The organism is Arthrobacter sp. sptzw42 (assembly GCF_059089685.1).
Genome location: NZ_JBNHEX010000004.1, coordinates 18,324 through 32,533 on the forward strand (window position 1 = coordinate 18,324; position 14,210 = coordinate 32,533).

The following is a 14,210-nucleotide window of genomic DNA, read 5'->3' on the forward strand; positions in this document are numbered from 1 at the left end:
GCGTGAAAAGGTTGCTGAGCGAGCCCAGGCCCGGATGGAAACGGAAGATTGAAGAACAGGGCCTGGTCTTCTCCACCACCACCATGCCGGACGGCCGCAGGATCGAGTACTGGAACGAGGCCGCTTACTACGAATTCACCATGGACGAGGTGGAGACCCTCGAGGCAACGGCCGAGGACATGCACAAAATGTGCTTGGAGGCTGCGCGGCTCCTGGCCACCGGCGCCATGGGGGACATTGGTATCGGTCCGCAGGCTCTGGAACTGGCTGCTGCATCATTGCAGGCCGGTGATTTTGATGTTTACGGCCGGTTCGACTTCATCTACGACGGCCAGGGCGGACCGGCGAAGATGCTTGAGTACAACGCAGACACCCCCACCGGCCTAATCGAGGCGGCAGTGGCCCAGTGGTTCTGGCTGCAGGACGTCTTTCCGGAAACGGACCAGTGGAACGGCATCCATGAAGCACTGATCCGGCAGTGGAAAAAGATGCAGTTCCGTACCGGCATGAGCACTCTCCACGTAGCGCACTCGGAGGTGGAGGAATCCGGTGAGGACTGGATGACCGCGGCCTACATGCGGGATGTGGCCAGCCAAGCCGGCTGGACGACTATCGGCATCAACATGTCCGACATCGGCTGGGACCCCAACTTAAACCGGTTCGTGGACCTGGACAACTTCATGATCAGCACCATCTTCAAGCTGTATCCGTGGGAGCTGATGATGAAGGAACCGTTCGGGCCCAGACTGCTGGAACGCGCCCACAACCCCCGCTGGGTTGAACCGGCGTGGAAAATGCTGCTCTCCAACAAGGCGCTGCTTGCAGCGCTGTGGCACCTGTTCCCGGACCATCCCAACCTGCTGCCCGCGTACCTGAACGAACCGGGACCGCTGAAGGAATGGGTGGCCAAGCCCCTGCACGGCCGCGAAGGCGACAACATCAAGATCCACGCTCAGGGCATCAGTCTCGAACAGCCCGGCGGGTACGGCCGCGAAGGCTGGTGCTACCAGCAGTATCATCCCCTGCCGGACTTCGAGGGCAACCACCCCGTTCTTGGCCTCTGGGTGGTGGACGGCGAGTCCGTGGGCTGCGGTATCCGGGAATCTGACGGCCCCATCACCGATTACTTCTGCAGGTTTGTGCCCAACACCATTGACGCCGCGGCCCCGCCCCCCGCCCTGACCGATTCAAGCAAAGCAGGTATTGCACTATGAGCCCGGTGACACCATGAGCACAGAAATTACGACGGCGGGGGCACCCGGCAGCGGGCCCGGCGCTTCTGTACCGCCCAAGGGACTTCGCGCCGGCATTTTGGACCTTGGCGACTCCGTCATGCTGGGGCTGGCTTCAACGGCGCCGGTATATTCGCTGGCCGCCACCTTGGGGCTTATTGTCGCCGTAAACGGCAACTACACTCCCCTGATCCTGCTGCTCGGCTTCATCCCCGTCCTGTTCATTGCGTACGCCTTCCGGGAGCTCAACAGCGCCATCCCGGACTGCGGCACCACCTTTACCTGGTCACGGCGGGCCTTCGGACCCTGGGCAGGCTGGCTGGGGGGTTGGGGCGTTGCGCTCGCAGGCATCGTGGTCCTGGCCAACCTCGCCCAGGTGGCGGGCCAGTATCTGTGGCTCCTGGTAGGTGACGGCGCGCTGGCTGAGAACACGGCGCTGGTCACCGCCACGGGCGTGCTGTTCATTGCGGTCATGACGTTGGTGAACTACCGGGGCATCCGGCTGGGCGAGCACGTCCAGCGGGTCCTGACCTACGTGCAGTACGTTGCGCTGGGCATCTTCGCACTGGCCGTTGTAGTGGGTATTGTGGCCGGGTCCTCGGCCGGGGACACCACTATCCAGACATTCGACTTTGAATGGTTTAACCCGGTGGGCGCGTTCGCCGATCCGGGCGCGGTGGTGCACGGCGCCCTGCTGGCACTGTTTATCTACTGGGGCTGGGACACCTGCCTGGCGGTTAACGAGGAGACGGAAAATCCGTCCACCACCCCGGGCCGCGGCGCGGTGATCTCCGCGTTCGTCCTGGTAGCCATCTACGTGTCCGTTGCGCTCCTGGTGATGATGTACGCCACCGTTGGCAGCGACGGCATCGGTTTGGGCAACGAGGCGAACCAGGACGACGTCTTCCTGGCCATGAAGGACGTGGTGCTCGGACCCTGGGGCTGGCTGATCGTCGTCGCGGTCCTGGCTTCGGTGCTGTCCTCCACGCAGACCACCATCCTGCCCACTGCGCGGGGCACCCTGTCCATGGGCGTTCACGGTGCTTTGCCTGCCAAGTTCGGCCAAGTGCACCCCAAGAACCAGACTCCCGGTTTCTCCACGCAGGTCATGGGGGCCGCGGCCATCGCCTACTACGTGGCCATGAGCTTCCTGAGCGAAAACCTGCTCTCCGACTCCATCAGCGCCATCAGCCTGTTCATCGCCTTTTACTACGCCCTCACCGGTTACGCCTGCTTCTGGTACTTCCGGAACACGCTGCGCGGGTCCGCACGGAACCTGTGGTTCCGGGGCATCCTGCCGCTGGTGGGGGCGCTGCTGCTGACCGCTGCGTTCTTCATCTCTGCGGTCCAAATGTGGGACCCGGCGTACGGCGACACCCAGATCTTCGGCGTCGGCGGTGCCTTCGTCAGCGGCGTGGTGCTGCTGGCACTGGGCGTGGTGCTCGCGATTGTCTGCCGCTTCCTCCCCGCAACCCGCGGCTATTTCACCGGTAAGGCGCGCACCGGAGAAACCACCACTCCCCTCCCCAACTAACTGGCAGTAAATGTCGTTTTGGGCGCTCAAAACGACAACAACTGCGAGCTAGTTGGGTGGTGCGGGGGAAGGCGGGCCGGGCGGAACAGGATTCACGCCGAGAAGCCGCCGTCGGACTTGATGAGCTGTCCCGAGACCCAGCGGCCCGCCGGGGAGAGCAGGAACGCGACAGTGCCGGCGACGTCGGCAGGGGTTCCCAGGCGTCCGGTCGGCTGGCGGGCCAGGACGGCTTCCCTGATTCCGTCGTCCATCCAGCCGGTGTCCACCGGGCCCGGATTCAGGACGTTCGCCGAGATGCCCATCGGTCCCAGCTCGCGGGCAGCCGCAATCACGATCCGGTCCAGCGCCCCCTTGGATGCACCGTACGGCAGGTTGAACGCCGTGTGGTCGCTGGTCAACGCCACGATCGCGCCGCCGTCGGCTGTTGCCTGCCGCGCGAACCCGGCGATCAGCTGCCAGCTGGCCCTGGTGTTTACGGCAAAGTGGCGCTCGAAGGACTCCAGGCTGGTGTCCAGGATGCCCGAGTCCACCGATTCGGCGTGGCTCAGGACCATGCCCTGCAGCGGACCGGCCAGCCGTACCGCTTCGGACAGCAGCCGTTCCGGCGCCGCCGGGTCCTCCAGGTTCACGGGCAGCAGGTGCACGCGCGCGCCGATGGCTTCCAGTTCGGCGGTCAAACGGACGACGTCGTCCGGCTCGCTCCCCCAGGGCATCCGGGCGTCGTAGTCCTGCCAGTAAGCCAGCACCAGGTCCCAGCCCTCCGCGGCAAGCTGCCGCGCGATGCCGGCGCCGATGGAGGCCAGCCGTCCTGCCCCGGTTATGAGTGCGGTTTTGCGCGTTGTTGCGGGAGGCTCCATCCGCCCAGCCTAGCGGCGGAGGGCGCTACGGGGCTGGAACCGGCTCAGCTTCCCGGGACGCCGGGTGTTTGCGGATGGTGGCGCTGATGACTGCCGCGATGGTGCACATGGCCGCCGCGCCGAACCAGGCGTAGGTGTATTGGCCGGTGGCGTCCCTGATGGCTCCGGCCCCCAGTGCTGCCGCGGCCGCTCCAAGCTGGTGCGCGGCGAACACCCAGCCGAACACAACGCTGCCGTCCGCGCCGAAGGTTTCGCGGCAGATGGCGGCGGTGGGCGGAACGGTGGCCACCCAGTCAAGGCCGTAGATCACCACAAAAACGATCATGCTGGGCTGGACTTCGGCGCTCAGGAGCAGGGGAAGCACCAGCAGGCCGATCCCGCGGAACTGGTAGTACACGGCAAGCAGGATCCGCGGGTTGTACCGGTCCGTCAGCCAGCCGGAGGCGATAGTGCCCACAATATCGAAGACCCCGACGACGGCGAGCAGGCCGGCGGCGGTGGTTTCCGCCATGCCGTGGTCGTGTGCGGAGGGGATAAAGTGGGTGCCGATCAGGCCGTTGGTGGTGGCGCCGCAGATTGCGAACCCTGCCACGAGCGCCCAAAAGGTCCGGACCTTGCTGGCACGTTGAAGCACCTGCAGCGCCCTGACCGCGGCGTTGTCGCGGGTCCTGTCTGCCGGTGCCGGCGCTTGCGCGGAGGCCCCGGCGGCGGGCGGAGCGGCCCCGTACGGCAGCACGCCGGCGTCGGCCGGTGAGTTTTTGAGGAACTTCAGCACCAGCGGGACCACCGCCAGGGCGCCGGCGGCGATCAGCAGCGACGCCTGCCGCCAGCCCGGGTCCTGGGCCAGCATGGCGATGAACGGCAGGAAGACCAGCTGTCCCGCAGCGCTGCCTGCGGTGAGGATGCCGATCACCAGCCCGCGGCTTTTGACGAACCAGGTGTTGGCGATTGTGGCGGCGAAGACCAGTGCCATGGAGCCGGTGCCGAGCCCGATTAGCAGGCCCCAGGTCAGCAGGATCTGCCAGGACTGGTTCACCAGCACGGTGAGGGCGCTTCCCAGACCGATCAGCACCAGTGCCGTTGCCGTGACTTTCCGGATGCCGAAGCGTTCCATCAGCGCAGCGGCAAAGGGTGCCGTGAGTCCGAAGAGAACCAGGTTGATGCTGACCGCCCCGGACAGAACGGTGGTGGACCAGCCAAACTCCTGCTGGAGCGGCACCATGAGGACACCGGGCGCGGCGCGGAAGCCGGCGGCACCCACCAGGGCGAGGAAGGCGACGGCGGCAACAATCCACGCGGGATGGAAGCGGCGCCCGGGCCACCCCTCCGGCCGGGCTGCGGGCGCTTCCTGTTCATCGGGCACTGCTGCTTCATCGGGGACAGTGCTCACGCCGCGGCTCCTTTCCGGGGTGCAGCGGTGGAAAGCGCGATGGGACGTTCCGACCTCGCCTGGCTGTGCCAGCTCGTGCTGGCCGCCGTCAGCCGCTCACCGCATTCGGTGCAGGTATCGGCTGAGCCGGTCCTTTTGCCGCAGGTTGAGTGAATGACAAAGAGGTGGGCCTTGTCCGAGGGTGCGGCCAGATGCTTTTCTGCCCAGAGCGTCAGCGCATTCAGGACCGGGAGGGCGTCCTCGCCCATGGGGGTGAGGACGTATTCCTGGCGTGTGCGCCCGCCGTCGTCGTACGGCCTTTTCGCCAGCAGCCCTGCCGCGGTCAAGCCTGCCAGGCGCTTGGTGAGCACAGAGTCCGCCACCTTCAGCCGCGACCTGATGGCGTCGAAGCGGCCGTTGCCGAAGAAAAGCTCCCGGAGGACAAGGATGGCCCAGGGGTCGCCCAGGATGTCAACGCCGCGGGCGATGCTGCAGTTTTGCCCGGACCAGTCGGATCGAAGTGCCATGGCAAAACCGTAGCTGGCTTTCTTAAAGATAGCCAGCATCCCGCCGAAGACCCCCTAAGGAAGTGAGGTGAAGGCCTGTTCCAGGTCCGCGATCAGGTCCTCCACGTCCTCAATCCCGCAGGACAGGCGGAGCAGGTTGACCGGAACCGCCAGTTCGGTGCCCTTGACCGAGGCATGGGTCATCTCCGACGGGTAGTTCATCAGCGATTCAATGCCGCCCAGGGACTCCGCGAGCATGAACACTTTGGTGGATTCAGCCACCTTGCGCGCGGCCGCCTCGCCGCCCTTGAACTGTACGGACACCATGCCGCCGAACTGCCGCATCTGCTTCTTCGCCAGCTCGTGCCCAGGGTGGCCGGGCAGGCCCGGATACAGGACGGCTTCCACTTCGGCCCGGTCCAGCAGCCATTCGGCCACGGCCTGGCCGTTCAGGCTGTGCCGGTCCATCCGCACGCCCAGAGTCTTCAGGCCGCGGGTGGTGAGGAAAGCATCCATGGGGCCGGAAACTGCCCCGACGGCGAACTGGACGAAGCCGATCTTCTCGGCCAGTTCGGCATCCTTGACCACCACGGCGCCGCCCACCACGTCGGAGTGCCCGCCGATGTACTTGGTGGTGGAGTGAACGACGACGTCGGCACCCAGGGCGAGCGGGGTCTGCAGGTAGGGGGATGCAAAGGTGTTGTCGACGACCAGGAGGGCCCCGGCGTCGTGCGCGATCCCGGCGAGCGCGGCGATGTCGGTGATCTTCATCAGCGGGTTGGACGGTGTCTCCACCCACAGGAGCCGGGTGTTGTTGGCGGCGACAGCCTGCCGCACGGTGTCCAGGTTCGCCATATCCACCGGGGTGTTGCCGATTCCCCAGGGACCCAGCACACGGCTGATGAGCCGGTAGGTTCCGCCGTAGGCATCGTTGCCGAGCACAATGTGGTCACCCGGGCGGGTCAAGGCGCGGATCAGCCCGTCTTCCGCCGCGAGGCCCGAGCCGAAGCTGTAGGCGTGGGTGCCCAGTTCCAGCGCGGCCAGCTGCTCCTGCAGGGCGTCGCGGGTGGGGTTGCCCCCGCGGCCGTACTCATACCCGTCCCGGAGTCCCCCGATGCCGTCCTGCGCATAGGTGGTGGCGAAATGCACGGGAGGCACCACCGCGCCGGTGCGCGGCTCGAAATCCTGCCCCGCGTGCACGGCGCGGGTATTAAAACCTTGGTTCTGGGAGGCGGACATGATGCTCCTTCTGTTGGGGGAAGCAGGTCAGTTGCTGAGGTAGGCCAGGAGGTCGTGGCGGGTGAGGATGCCCACCGGCGCACCGACGAACGTGACCATGACGGTGTCCACGTCCGAGAGCAGCTCGCGGGCGGCCGAGATGGTTTCGAGTGAACCGATGACAGGCAGTTTGGGGCCCATGTGCTCGGAGATCTTGTCCGTCAGCCTGGCTTCGCCGCGGAAGAGCTTGGCGGTCAGGGTGCGTTCGTCCACCGCGCCCAGGACCTCGCCCATCACGACCGGCGGTTCCTGCGACAGCACCGGGATGTGGCTGACCCCGAACTCGTTCATGATGTTGATGACATCGCGGACGGACTCGTTGGGGTGGATGTGTACCAGGTCCGGCAGTTCGCCGTTCTTGGAACTGATGACCTCGCCCACGGACGTCTCTTCACCGCCGGACAGGAAGCCGTAGGACCGCATCCACTGGTCGTTGAAGATTTTCGCCAGGTAGCCGCGGCCTGAGTCGGGAAGGATGACGACGACGACGGCGGACTCCGGCAGGTCCCGCGCCGCCTGCAGCGCGGCCACCACAGCCATGCCCGAGGATCCGCCCACCAGCAGGCCTTCCTCGCGGGCAAGCCGGCGCGTCATGGCGAACGAGTCGGCGTCGGAGACGGCGATGACCTGGTCCGGGATGGACTTGTCATAGTTCGCCGGCCACATGTCCTCCCCCACGCCTTCAACGAAGTAGGGGCGTCCGGTGCCGCCGGAGTAGACCGAACCCTCGGGGTCGGCACCGATGATCCGGACCAGCCCGCCGTCGGACTCCGGCCGGTCAGCCGAGACCTCCTTGAGGTAGCGGCCCGCACCGGTGATGGTTCCGCCGGTACCGGCGCCGATAACGCAGTGGGTGACCAGGCCGTCCGTATCCCGCCAGATCTCCGGCCCGGTGGTCTGGTAGTGGCTGCCGGGGGCGGCGGGGTTGGAGAACTGGTCCGGCTTGTAGGCGCCAGGTGTCTCCCGGACCAGCCGGTCCGAGACACCGTAGTAGCTTTGCGGGCTGTCCGGCGGGACGGCAGTGGGTGTCACCACCACTTCGGCTCCGTAGGCCTGCAGGACGGCCCGCTTGTCCTCGCCCACCTTGTCCGGCACAACAAAAATGCACTTGTAGCCTTTTTGCTGTGCAACCAGCGCCAAGCCCACGCCGGTGTTGCCGGACGTGGGCTCAACAATGGTTCCGCCAGGCTGCAGCTTGCCCTCCCGCTCGGCGTCTTCAATCATCTTGGCCGCGATGCGGTCCTTGATGGATCCGCCGGGGTTTAGGTACTCCAGCTTGACCAGGACTGTGGCTTTGATGCCCTCAGTAACGTGGTTGAGCTTGATGAGCGGGGTGTTGCCGATGAGGTCCAGGATGGACTGGGCGTACTTCATGAGTACAAAGCTACCGCTTTCACAGGCCCTGTCCCCTACCCGGCAGCCTGCGCCTGCTGGTCCGCGGGAAGGTTTTCCCAAAGGCCCATGACGTTGCCTTCGGTGTCCTTGAAGTATGCGAAGGAGCCCATGCCCGGGATGGTTTCCTTCGGCCTTACCACCGCGCCGCCCAGAGACTCCACCGTCTTCAAGGTAGCCTCAATGTCCTCCACGTCCACGGTAATGACGGGACTGGACAGGTCAGCCTCCCGCGCCATCATGCCGCCGTTGATCGCCCCCGCTTCCGTGGGTTGTCCGGTGGACTCGTCCATGGGCGTGGTGACCACCATGTTGTAATCCATGCCCGGGACGGGGTCGATCCGCCAGCCGAGGGCCTCCTTGTAGAAGCTTCTGGCCCGCTCCTGATCATCCGCGGGAATTTCGAAGTGCACGACTCCACCCATCGTTTCCTCCTGGTTTTTCGAGCTTCCGGTTGCAGTGTTTTCCGCACCACAGGCAGAATTCTAGTCTCCGGATGCGTGCTGGATAAGGGCCCGGAACGTCCGACGCCGTTCCAGCCCTGCGGGTGTTTTGTCACCCCGTCGTGGGACGATTGCTGCATGACAATCGCAGAGGCACCCCCGCGGCTGGCGGCCGCGGCGGACGCCTCGCTCCGGTGGTATCCGGGTGGCCCCTATGACCTGGCGCGGACTCTCAGCCCGCTCCTGCGCGGCAACAGCGATCCATCCTTCAGTGTCCAGGGCAGCGTTATCTGGAATGCCTTCACCACGGAAGAGGGCCCGGCCACCGTGAGGTTCAGCGGGGCGGGCAGCGCCGGGCTGGAGCACCGGGTGGACGTGCAGGCGTGGGGTCCGGGCGCCGGCGCAGCCCTGGCGTCTGTCCCGCGGCTCCTGGGGGCGGAGGACGACTGGCAGGGATTTGACGAGCCGTCATTCCACGCCACACTTCCCCGCATGGTGCGGGAAGCGCGGCGGCGCAGCCTGGCCCTGCGGCTCCCATCCACCGGTCGGATGGTGGACCAGCTCGTGCCGATCATCCTGGAACAAAAAGTGACAGTAATTGAGGCACGCCGGGCCTACCGGTACCTGATACACCGATACGGCTCCCCCGCTCCCACGGCCGGATCGCTGGCTCCTGCCGGGCTCCTGCTGGCACCCACCGCCACCCAATGGCTGCAGGTGCCGAGCTGGGAGTGGCACCGGGCCGGAGTAGGGCCGCAGCGCTCTGCAACCGTGATGCGGGCGCTCCGCTCCGCCGTCGCGCTTGAACGGCTGGCAGCGCTGCCTGCGCTGGAAGCGGCGGCGAAGTTGCAGACCATCCCCGGCATCGGCATCTGGACGGCGGCGGAGGTGGTGCAGCGCACCCACGGCTGCCCTGACTCCATCTCGGTGGGCGACTACCACCTCGCCGCCTATGTAGGGGCCGCGTTGACGGGACGGCGGACGGACGACGCCGGCATGCTCCGCCTCCTCGCCCCGTGGCACGGGCACCGCCAGCGCGTGGTGCGGATGATCCAGAGCAGCGGCTTCCGCAAACCCACCTTCGGACCCAGGATGACCATTCAGGACCACCGCCGGCACTGATCCGGCCAGGACGAACGGCTGATACCGGCAGGAGAATCGATTAGTGGCGCAACAGTCCGGCGGGCCTGCGTCAACAGTAAAGGGCACGCGGGCAGGGGCCGGTATTGTGAAATCCATGAGTTCACCTATTGACCTGCAGGCAACGTTCATCCCCAATGACGGCGAGTTTTACCGTGTGAAGCTGGCTCTGGAAATCGCCATCGACGAGGTGGTGAACGAGCCGGGCTGCATCCGCTACGAGCTTACTGAAGCAACGGAGGAAAAACTGGTCCTCACCGAACAGTGGGCGTCGGAGGAGGACCTGACCAAGCACTCCAACGGCATCGCGGTGCAGGACCTGAACGAGTCCCTGAGCGCGCTCCTGGCCGAGCCCGTCAAGCTGGAACGCCTCTAACTTCTTCTAAACGCGGTTAAAGCGAAGCGGCGCCCTCCTCGTGGAGGGCGCCGCTTCTACGTTGTGGGGGATGTTTACGCTTCCGGAATCTGCGTACCGTCCTGGGGGCCGGCCGCGGCAGCGGCTTCCTCCCGCTGGCGGGCTACATGGGCATGGACCTCGTCCATGTCCAGCGCCTTGACGGCGTCAACCACCTGTTCCAGCTGCTGTGCGTTCAGGGCTCCGGGCTGTGAGAACACCAGCACCTTCTCGCGGAAAGCCATCAGGGTGGGGATTGAGGAAATGCCTGCCTCGGCGGCGAGCTGCTGCTCCGCTTCCGTGTCCACCTTCGTGAAGAGGACGTCCGGGTGCTTCTCGGAAACGGTGGAGTACGTGGGCCCAAACTGCTTGCAGGGGCCGCACCATTCTGCCCAGAAGTCCACCAGGACAATGTCATTGCCCTCGATAATCGACGCGAACTGTTCACCTGTGATGTCAACGGTAGCCATGAGTCAACGGTACGCGCGGCCGCCCGGGATGTCGCGGCCGCGGCCGTTTGTTCGCTCCCCGCGTCATTGGGAATAACCGGGCCTGCACAGCGGACCCGGGGAGACCTTGGAGCTCTGCCCGGGAGGGCTAGCCCCAAACGTGCGGCGCAGGCCTCCGGCTTCCCGGCAGTGCGCTGGAAGCTCGCCACTCGTGTACCCAATCCGGAAGCACCAGGTCCGACGGCGGGCCGCCGAACTCCCGCAGGATCTCCTCCTGGCTGACCGGCCTGCCCTTGTGGACCAGGCGGGTGGCGATGTGGGCACGGGCGTAGATCTCGCCGTCGGCTACCATGCGCTGCTCGAAGTAGATGGCCTTAGCGTCCAGGCCGATGATGCGTGTTTCGATGGTGTACTGCTGCCACAGCTGAAGGGACTTCCGGAAGGCGATGGTTTCTGCGGCCACCACCGGGCCCCACCCGCGGCGGCGCATCCGCTTCCAGACTCCGCTTCGCGCCATCAGGTCAAACCGGCCCAGGTCCAGCAGGGAAAGATACATTCCGTTGTTGACGTGCAGGGCGATGTCGATGTCGGTGGGCAGCACCCTGAGCGGAAGCGAGGAACTGTCCCAAACCGTCAGCGGCGGGCGGCGGGAAGAGGTGAAGAGCAGCAGGAGGGTTCGCAGAAGCAGGTGCATTCGATCATGTTACCTACGGGTAATGTCGGGCGGGATCAAGCACGAAGACGCCCGGCCTGACCCACGTAGGATTTCCTGCATGACCCAACATCGCTACCGGGACCTCGCGGACTGGCCGCTCACGGTGACGGCGCTCATCTTCCTGGCGGCGTATGCATGGCAGGTGCTGGGCCGCATCGAAGGCAGTAGCGCCTTCTGGCTTGAGGCTGTCATGTGGGCGACCTGGGGTATCTTTGCCGTGGACTACTTAGTTAACCTGTGGCTGGCGGATGACCGGGGCAGCTGGTTTCTCCGGAACCTGCATGAACTGCTTATTGTGGTGCTGCCGTTCTTCCGGCCGCTGCGCCTGCTCCGGCTGGTGACGCTGCTGTCCGTATTGCACCGCACGCTCGGGGACACGCTGCGGGGACGCGTGGTCACGTATGTGGCAGGGTCTGCGGCGATGCTGGTGTTTGTGGGCGCACTCGCCGTCCTTGACGTGGAACAGACTGTCCCGGATGCCAGGATCACTACCTTTGGAGACGCGTTGTGGTGGGCCATGACCACCATCACCACCGTGGGCTACGGGGACATGTACCCCGTGACACCGATTGGGCGGATGGTCGCAGCCGCCCTCATGATGAGCGGAATTGCCGTCCTGGGTGTGGTGACGGCCTCCATCGCGTCCTGGCTGGTCCAGCGTGTGGAGGACACTGCTGAGGCCGTGGCCGATGCTGAGGCGCCGGTCCGGGCGGAGCTGGCAGAACTCGTGGCGGAACTGGCTGCGCTTCGCCGGGAAGTCGCTGCGCTGAAGGACCAGCCCAGCCGCTAGCACAGGCTGATGCCCGGTAAGTGGGCGGAATCAGACTGAGTATCCGGGGCTGAACGCCCGAGTACCCGGCAAGGATATTCGGGTAATTCCTACTGGTGCCCGCAGGATGCACACTTCCTAGACTCGGGAATCCTAGGACCGAACATGTGCTGGCCTGTTCACCGGGTGGCTTCCGGATGGCAGTGCCTCCTCGCGGAGCTTCCGTATCTTCTGGGTATGCGGACACTCCATCTTGTGCCGACGGCGGCCAGCCTGGAAGGGGACCGCCCCGGCGCATCACACGCGCTCCGTCCCGCCTTCGCTTCGTGCGCCTGCAGCTGCCTGGCTGGACCGAACCCCGATGGGCTATCCCATGAACCAGCCGAAGTTTCAAACCTCCGAACCACCAGGACGCAGTTTCACCACAAACGCTTTCCGCTCCGGCGTGACGGCTGCCCCGCCCACCGTCATGAACAGGCTGTGGGCCGGGATGGCCGCTGCCGCCGTAGTGGCGGCGGTGGGAGTCGGTGCGCTCGCTGCCCCGGCCACGTCACTGCTGCAGGACTCGACTGCGGCTGCCCCCGTTGCCGGGACGCCGGAACCGGCCGCCCGCGTTGACGCGGCTGGCCAGGCTGCGGCCGAAGGCGATTCCTCCGGGACCTCTTCCGGCGACGGGCAGGAGCAGCCGGCCGTTCCCGCGGCCGCACCTGCGGCGGTGCCCCCTGCAATGGAAGCGCAGGCGCCACCTCCTGTTCCGCCCGCTGTCGCCCCCGCGCCAGCCCCTGAGCCGCCAGATCAGACGTTGATTCTTTCCGGTCCAGCCCCTGCAACACCCGAGGGGGCAGCCGCCGTGGCCAGCGCTCCGGCACTGGCCGTGGCGCCGGCACCCGTTGCTCCTGTTCCGGTGGTTCCGGCTGCTCCGGCAATCCGAACCATTTACGTGGTCGGCGCCGGCGGGCAATCCATGGTGGACGCCTGCATCGGCCCCATCCACTACACCCCGAACGACGGCTACTCGCTTTTCATCACCGAACACGACTTCTGCGGGGGCTGGGGGCGCTTCTCCGGAATTGGGGTGGGTGAGACGGTAGAGATCCCGGGCTACGGAACCTACACAGCAACCGCGAGGGGCCAGGTACCCAACCCGGGAACCACCAATGACGTCATCGCAGTGTTCGGTGGTTTCCCGCGGGCCATCCTGCAGACCTGCATTCCGGGGACCAGCCAGATGCTCCTGATCGCACTGAACTAGCCGGGGTGAACTAGCCGGGTTGAAACTGGGCCGACGTCCGGGCCTTTCCGCGGCTGTTGCTTGTCTGGGCTGCGGCAGGGGCGCATGCATGGACATAAAGTAACGCCACGAAGCGAACTCTGTGGCGTTGGTTCTGCGGGACATTCCCTCAGGGAAGCAGGGCTAGGCGTTCATCCGTTTGCGCTCCGAGATGTGCTCCACGAGCTCACCCACACGCTGTTCGGAGTAGTTGCGGGCGATGTCTCCCTGGCTGATGATGCCCACCAACTTGTGGTCCGCGATAACCGGAAGCCGCCGGACCTGGTACTTTTCCATCATTTCGATGGCGGCATCAACATTCGCGTCGGCATCCACCCAGTAGGGCCGGCCAGTGGCCAGGTCACGGGCCATCATTTCGCGGGGATCGCGCCCGGCGGCTACGCACTTGAGCACGATGTCGCGGTCGGTGATCATGCCCCTCAGCTTGCCGTCGTCACCGCAGATCGGCAGCGACCCGCAGTCCAGATCCAGCATCATGAGGGCGGCGTCGGCGAGGGTCTGGTTTTCCTTAATACACTGTGCGTCCGTCGTCATGAATTCACGTACGGCACTCATTGATCCTCCTTTATCGATTTCCTAATCGACGCAGGGCATCGGGCGCATGCGCCGATGCTGTCAGCCTACGCCCGGGGACGGCCCGTGTCGACGGCGGTCGGCTGGTTGTAAAGGCGTGGATGCAGACTCTTTGCGGGACACGGAAAAGCCTCCGGAACCTGGGGTTCCGGAGGCTTTTCCTTGGGTGGCAGATGAGGGATTCGAACCCCCGTAGGCGTTGCCAGCTGATTTACAGTCAGCCCCCTTTGGCCGCTCGGGTAATCTGCCGAACTTCAAAAGAAGATCA

15 protein-coding genes and 1 tRNA gene are annotated in these 14,210 nt (G+C 65.6%); 6 read left to right on the plus strand and 10 right to left on the minus strand.

Features of this window, described 5'->3' with window-relative positions; translation table 11 throughout:
- The first annotated feature begins 2 nt into the window (after positions 1 to 2).
- Positions 3 to 1,214, plus strand: a complete 1,212-nt coding sequence (locus tag AC5RT4_RS06050) for a glutathionylspermidine synthase family protein (RefSeq protein ID WP_494105162.1) — start codon at positions 3 to 5, stop codon at positions 1,212 to 1,214.
- A gap of 13 nt (positions 1,215 to 1,227) precedes the next feature.
- Complete coding sequence (locus AC5RT4_RS06055) at positions 1,228 to 2,766, plus strand: APC family permease (protein WP_494042009.1); 1,539 nt, start codon at positions 1,228 to 1,230, stop codon at positions 2,764 to 2,766.
- 92 nt (positions 2,767 to 2,858) lie between these two features.
- Here the strand turns inward: AC5RT4_RS06055 and AC5RT4_RS06060 are convergent, their stop codons facing one another.
- From AC5RT4_RS06060 to AC5RT4_RS06085, 6 genes are read right to left on the minus strand one after another with little or no spacing between them, the layout of a single operon-like run.
- Positions 2,859 to 3,623: an SDR family oxidoreductase gene (locus AC5RT4_RS06060; protein WP_494042010.1), complete on the minus strand. Its 765-nt coding sequence runs from the start codon at positions 3,621 to 3,623 to the stop codon at positions 2,859 to 2,861.
- Between the two features lie 25 nt (positions 3,624 to 3,648).
- Positions 3,649 to 5,013, minus strand: a complete 1,365-nt coding sequence (locus AC5RT4_RS06065) for an MFS transporter (RefSeq protein ID WP_494042011.1) — start codon at positions 5,011 to 5,013, stop codon at positions 3,649 to 3,651.
- Positions 5,010 to 5,519 (minus strand): winged helix-turn-helix transcriptional regulator, encoded by a 510-nt coding sequence (locus tag AC5RT4_RS06070; protein ID WP_494105163.1) that lies wholly within the window; start codon positions 5,517 to 5,519, stop codon positions 5,010 to 5,012. The genes AC5RT4_RS06065 and AC5RT4_RS06070 overlap by 4 nt, the downstream gene beginning before the upstream one ends.
- Before the next feature lie 54 nt (positions 5,520 to 5,573).
- Positions 5,574 to 6,737, minus strand: coding sequence for a cystathionine gamma-synthase (locus tag AC5RT4_RS06075; RefSeq protein WP_494105164.1), 1,164 nt, complete (start codon positions 6,735 to 6,737; stop codon positions 5,574 to 5,576).
- 27 nt (positions 6,738 to 6,764) lie between these two features.
- Positions 6,765 to 8,150 carry a cystathionine beta-synthase gene (locus AC5RT4_RS06080; protein WP_494105165.1) on the minus strand — a complete coding sequence of 462 codons (1,386 nt, stop codon included), beginning with the start codon at positions 8,148 to 8,150 and terminating at the stop codon, positions 6,765 to 6,767.
- A 35-nt stretch (positions 8,151 to 8,185) separates the two neighbouring features.
- Complete coding sequence (locus AC5RT4_RS06085; protein WP_494105166.1) at positions 8,186 to 8,593, minus strand: VOC family protein; 408 nt, start codon at positions 8,591 to 8,593, stop codon at positions 8,186 to 8,188.
- 156 nt (positions 8,594 to 8,749) lie between these two features.
- Here AC5RT4_RS06085 and AC5RT4_RS06090 point away from each other — a divergent pair, with 156 nt between their 5' ends.
- Both AC5RT4_RS06090 and AC5RT4_RS06095 read left to right on the plus strand, forming a co-directional pair.
- On the plus strand, positions 8,750 to 9,733 hold the full coding sequence (locus tag AC5RT4_RS06090; protein ID WP_494105167.1) for a DNA-3-methyladenine glycosylase family protein: 984 nt from the start codon (positions 8,750 to 8,752) through the stop codon (positions 9,731 to 9,733).
- 115 nt (positions 9,734 to 9,848) lie between these two features.
- Positions 9,849 to 10,127 carry a putative quinol monooxygenase gene (locus AC5RT4_RS06095; RefSeq protein WP_494105168.1) on the plus strand — a complete coding sequence of 93 codons (279 nt, stop codon included), beginning with the start codon at positions 9,849 to 9,851 and terminating at the stop codon, positions 10,125 to 10,127.
- A 74-nt stretch (positions 10,128 to 10,201) separates the two neighbouring features.
- Here the strand turns inward: AC5RT4_RS06095 and AC5RT4_RS06100 are convergent, their stop codons facing one another.
- Together AC5RT4_RS06100 and AC5RT4_RS06105 are read right to left on the minus strand one after the other, a co-directional pair.
- Positions 10,202 to 10,615 (minus strand): thioredoxin family protein, encoded by a 414-nt coding sequence (locus AC5RT4_RS06100; RefSeq protein ID WP_494042017.1) that lies wholly within the window; start codon positions 10,613 to 10,615, stop codon positions 10,202 to 10,204.
- A gap of 127 nt (positions 10,616 to 10,742) precedes the next feature.
- Positions 10,743 to 11,288: an acyl-CoA thioesterase gene (locus AC5RT4_RS06105; protein ID WP_494105169.1), complete on the minus strand. Its 546-nt coding sequence runs from the start codon at positions 11,286 to 11,288 to the stop codon at positions 10,743 to 10,745.
- A gap of 79 nt (positions 11,289 to 11,367) precedes the next feature.
- Between AC5RT4_RS06105 and AC5RT4_RS06110 the strand changes: the two genes are divergently transcribed.
- Together AC5RT4_RS06110 and AC5RT4_RS06115 are read left to right on the plus strand one after the other, a co-directional pair.
- The gene (locus tag AC5RT4_RS06110; RefSeq protein WP_494105170.1) at positions 11,368 to 12,099 is read left to right on the plus strand and encodes a potassium channel family protein; all 732 of its coding nucleotides are present in this window, start codon (positions 11,368 to 11,370) and stop codon (positions 12,097 to 12,099) included.
- Between the two features lie 352 nt (positions 12,100 to 12,451).
- Complete coding sequence (locus AC5RT4_RS06115) at positions 12,452 to 13,330, plus strand: LysM peptidoglycan-binding domain-containing protein (protein WP_494105171.1); 879 nt, start codon at positions 12,452 to 12,454, stop codon at positions 13,328 to 13,330.
- Positions 13,331 to 13,492: 162 nt separating this feature from the next.
- On the opposite strand, the gene AC5RT4_RS06120 is transcribed toward AC5RT4_RS06115, so the two are convergent.
- Both AC5RT4_RS06120 and AC5RT4_RS06125 read right to left on the minus strand, forming a co-directional pair.
- Complete coding sequence (locus AC5RT4_RS06120; RefSeq protein WP_494105172.1) at positions 13,493 to 13,924, minus strand: CBS domain-containing protein; 432 nt, start codon at positions 13,922 to 13,924, stop codon at positions 13,493 to 13,495.
- Positions 13,925 to 14,109: 185 nt separating this feature from the next.
- Positions 14,110 to 14,191 (minus strand) — tRNA-Tyr (locus AC5RT4_RS06125).
- Positions 14,192 to 14,210 lie beyond the last annotated feature (19 nt).

What these genes read in the sequence shown, in the direction of transcription:
- AC5RT4_RS06075 (WP_494105164.1), bottom strand. Translation starts at nt 6,737, where the DNA reads ATGTCCGCCTCCCAGAACCAAGGTTTTAATACCCGCGCCGTGCACGCG.
- AC5RT4_RS06100 (WP_494042017.1), bottom strand. Translation starts at nt 10,615, where the DNA reads ATGGCTACCGTTGACATCACAGGTGAACAGTTCGCGTCGATTATCGAG.
- AC5RT4_RS06095 (WP_494105168.1), top strand. Translation starts at nt 9,849, where the DNA reads ATGAGTTCACCTATTGACCTGCAGGCAACGTTCATCCCCAATGACGGC.
- AC5RT4_RS06070 (WP_494105163.1), bottom strand. Translation starts at nt 5,519, where the DNA reads ATGGCACTTCGATCCGACTGGTCCGGGCAAAACTGCAGCATCGCCCGC.
- AC5RT4_RS06105 (WP_494105169.1), bottom strand. Translation starts at nt 11,288, where the DNA reads ATGCACCTGCTTCTGCGAACCCTCCTGCTGCTCTTCACCTCTTCCCGC.
- AC5RT4_RS06085 (WP_494105166.1), bottom strand. Translation starts at nt 8,593, where the DNA reads ATGGGTGGAGTCGTGCACTTCGAAATTCCCGCGGATGATCAGGAGCGG.
- AC5RT4_RS06120 (WP_494105172.1), bottom strand. Translation starts at nt 13,924, where the DNA reads ATGAGTGCCGTACGTGAATTCATGACGACGGACGCACAGTGTATTAAG.
- AC5RT4_RS06060 (WP_494042010.1), bottom strand. Translation starts at nt 3,623, where the DNA reads ATGGAGCCTCCCGCAACAACGCGCAAAACCGCACTCATAACCGGGGCA.
- AC5RT4_RS06080 (WP_494105165.1), bottom strand. Translation starts at nt 8,150, where the DNA reads ATGAAGTACGCCCAGTCCATCCTGGACCTCATCGGCAACACCCCGCTC.
- AC5RT4_RS06090 (WP_494105167.1), top strand. Translation starts at nt 8,750, where the DNA reads ATGACAATCGCAGAGGCACCCCCGCGGCTGGCGGCCGCGGCGGACGCC.
- AC5RT4_RS06110 (WP_494105170.1), top strand. Translation starts at nt 11,368, where the DNA reads ATGACCCAACATCGCTACCGGGACCTCGCGGACTGGCCGCTCACGGTG.
- AC5RT4_RS06055 (WP_494042009.1), top strand. Translation starts at nt 1,228, where the DNA reads ATGAGCACAGAAATTACGACGGCGGGGGCACCCGGCAGCGGGCCCGGC.
- AC5RT4_RS06115 (WP_494105171.1), top strand. Translation starts at nt 12,452, where the DNA reads ATGAACCAGCCGAAGTTTCAAACCTCCGAACCACCAGGACGCAGTTTC.